Raw genomic sequence first — 3,032 nt, 5'->3', positions numbered from 1 at the left:
AACGAAAAAACCGCTGTAAAAACAGCGGTTTTTTCTAGAATAGTGGCGGAGAGATAGGGATTTGAACCCTAGATACGCTATTAACGTATGCCGGTTTTCAAGACCGGTGCTTTCAACCACTCAGCCATCTCTCCGTCGGTGAGGCGTATATTAGGTACTTGGAGAAAGGTTGTAAAGTGCTAATTTGCTTTGAATTGTTCGAGTGATGACAATGTGAGCAAAAACTTTCTCTCTACTGTGATTTTTTAGCCAATTAACGGGTGTCATTGGTTTGAAACACTAGTGTTGTCGCTCTAATTTTAACGAGCTAATAAAATAGTGTTTTATTGTTAATTGTTTGAATTTATTAATTAAAACACTGTTCAGTTAACACATGTGCGCCCGAAAGTATTTGAACAATAATGTGAACTAATTCAAAATTAGAGAATTCGTTAGGTATTCTGTATAAATTCGAGGCTGTTATGAAAGTTGCTGACTTGTTCAAACATCGTGGTGAGTCAATTTCAAAGCATCATTCTGATCTCATGCAATGGATGTCGCCTGCAGTACGTGAGTACTGGGGAGACTTTTTAAGCAAGGCCAATAACCGTCAATTGTTCACTCGACTGCGCGATCTTCAACAACCCGCAGTGAACGATGAGGCATCTGAGCCTGTTGAGAAGCCAATCGAACTTAAACCGCAAGCCCACGCTGTCTTTGATGAGCTACAGACTCAATTAGGCGAGATCATTCATACGGGTGAATGGCTCGATGTCTCACAAGAGCGCATCAACCAATTTGGTCTGGTTACGGAAGACATGCAGTGGATCCATACCGATCCTGAGCGTGCGGCCAGTGAATCGCCATTCAAAACAACCATCGCTCACGGTTTTCTGACCTTGGCTTTGCTGCCAAAATTGACCGACAGTGTCGATCCAGACAACACCCTATTCCCGACGGCTAAGATGGTCGTCAACATTGGGTTGAACCAAGTGCGTTTCCCTTACCCTGTCAAAGCTGGCAACCGAGTCCGTGCGGTCAGTACTTTGTCTAAGGTCACGCCGATCCGTAAAGGCTTAGAGGTGGAGCGCGAGATCAAAGTCGAAATTGAAGGCGTTCGCCGTCCAGGTGCTGTTGTCACGTCAGTGATTCAACTTCATTTTTAGCAGCGTGGCTCAAAGCCAAACCCAATAACCAAAAAAGGATACGCATGTCGTATCCTTTTTTGACTTTGTACTAGAGTGGCGCTTAGTTGCCCATAGTGTAGCAACAGCCTAATTGGTAATCGTCGCCATTTTTCGCTGTGTACTCTTTCTCTTCTGTACACGCTTGTGGTTTACCCTTCTCATCGCCTTTTACCAGGCTAATCCAGTGACGCATTGCCGACATCTCACCCATTTCGTGAGGGAACATGGTGCAGGTTTCAAGCTGGATGTCATCGATACACACGAGCTCCACACAACCTGTCCCTTTGTGATGGCCAAAGGTCACTTCAACATGGCTGCCAGTCCCATCACGAAGCAGTAAGGAGGCAGGCGTCTCTTTACTTCCTGTGTAAGCAACAAAGTGTTTGGGATGCTTGAGACCACTGTGACTCCCATCTTTGAAGTACGCCATAACGTGTCGATAGTCGATCACGTACGCTGTGACATTTTTGTGCGACCCATTTTCTAGGGGGAAGAGTCTATCGAGCAGCTGCTTCGATTTGGTTTGCTTTTCACTTGCTTGATTAGCGTTGATGGTTTCTACCGCGAAGACTGCTTCAGCGATAAAAGGGCGGTTTTGATTTTGGATTTCTGTCTTATCGAATGTCAGCATATTCATAGTGTTTCCCTCACGGATATTTCACAGCATCATGTCTTAGAGCAAATATTTCAAACTCGCGTTTAATAAGTTGCAAATTTGTGACTTTGCTTACTTTGTATACTAGTGAATTTTTGACTACAATTTCACAACAAAAATTTTACAATGTGAATTTTACAAAATGCCAGTGTCAAAAAGCTTGATTCGCCAATCCCATTTCCTCGGGACTAAAATTAGAAACCTGAGAAAACGCAACCATTTAACTATGGAGGATCTCTCTGCACGCTGTGTGAGAGTCAGCCCTGAATACGCACCGTCGGTCTCTTACCTTTCAATGATTGAACGAGGAAAACGCGTGCCCAGTATTGATATGCTGGAGGTCATCGCACAAGTTTTCCAAAAAGATCCCGCTTGGTTCTTAGATGACGAGCCAGAGCAGGCCGACATCACGCCTGATAAAGGCAATCGCGGCGGGATCAGCGGCATGGCACTAGAGCCGAGCTTTCTGTTCTCGAATGAAATTCTCCAAATCGCCATTCCGGAGATGCTCTCGCAAACCGGCATTACAGGTCGTCAGTTTGCTCATTTGCTGATTCGCGCTCATCAAGAGAGCAATCAAAACCACTTTCCTGATCTCGAACGTGCAGCAGAAGAAGTGGGCCTCAAACGCCTCAACCTCTCAGCGGAAGATTTGATGGGCATTGCCCGAAGCCTTGGGCTCACCATTCGCTGGGTCAAACGCGCACCGCAAGATGTGGTGGATGAGCTTGGGATTAACGCCAAGCAAGTCGTGACATCCTTCTTTGAACCGCCCGGTACTCTTTTCCTTAATGAAATCCTCAAAGAGTATCCGACTCGCCTTAAGTATGATTTGGCGGTCTATATCGGCCATTGTGTTCTGCACAGCAAAGAAGGGTTGAAAAGCGTACTGACGGTGGGGCATGCCAACAGCTGGGAGGACTACAACCAAACCACGCCGAGCTCAGAGCTCAACTCGCAAGACATTTTGCAAGCGTGGCGTGATTTTGAGTCGAGTTTTTTTGCGGGCGCGCTACTTTGCCCTAAAGTCCCTTTCCGACAATTACTAGACCGCAGCGGGTATGAGATTGACGTCCACCTCAAAGCAGGCGTATCACCATCAGTGGCGATGCGTCGTATGACCGTCGTTTCGCCCTATCCTCACTGGCACTATTTTGATGCGTACGGACAAAACAAGCTTAAAGCGGTCTATCGTGGTAACGGGATCCCGC

At 46.3% G+C, this 3,032-nt stretch carries 3 protein-coding genes and 1 tRNA gene; 2 read left to right on the top strand and 2 right to left on the bottom strand.

All coding sequences use genetic code 11. The annotated features are described in order from the left end of the window. Window positions 1-43: 43 nt before the first annotated feature. Window positions 44-134, bottom strand: a tRNA-Ser gene (locus AC6R0L_RS02450). Between the two features lie 327 nt (window positions 135-461). Here AC6R0L_RS02450 and AC6R0L_RS02445 point away from each other — a divergent pair. Further along, the gene (locus tag AC6R0L_RS02445; RefSeq protein WP_500628108.1) at window positions 462-1,145 is read left to right on the top strand and encodes a MaoC family dehydratase; all 684 of its coding nucleotides are present in this window, start codon (window positions 462-464) and stop codon (window positions 1,143-1,145) included. A gap of 82 nt (window positions 1,146-1,227) precedes the next feature. On the opposite strand, the gene AC6R0L_RS02440 is transcribed toward AC6R0L_RS02445, so the two are convergent. Further along, a complete protein-coding gene (locus tag AC6R0L_RS02440) occupies window positions 1,228-1,803 on the bottom strand; it encodes an aldolase/citrate lyase/malate synthase family protein (RefSeq protein ID WP_334552138.1) in 576 nt (191 codons plus the stop codon). Between the two features lie 160 nt (window positions 1,804-1,963). Between AC6R0L_RS02440 and AC6R0L_RS02435 the strand changes: the two genes are divergently transcribed. Further along, a partial coding sequence (locus AC6R0L_RS02435; protein WP_500628107.1) for a helix-turn-helix domain-containing protein occupies window positions 1,964-3,032 on the top strand: 1,069 nt, incomplete at its 3' end.

Source organism: Vibrio sp. R15-SG3-ISO1A, from assembly GCF_059833955.1.
Note: the sequence above shows the minus strand (reverse complement) of the source record. Positions and strands in the feature narration are given on the sequence as shown.

Coding starts and splice junctions, on each gene's coding strand:
- AC6R0L_RS02445 (WP_500628108.1), top strand. CDS start 462: ATGAAAGTTGCTGACTTGTTCAAACATCGTGGTGAGTCAATTTCAAAG.
- AC6R0L_RS02440 (WP_334552138.1), bottom strand. CDS start 1,803: ATGAATATGCTGACATTCGATAAGACAGAAATCCAAAATCAAAACCGC.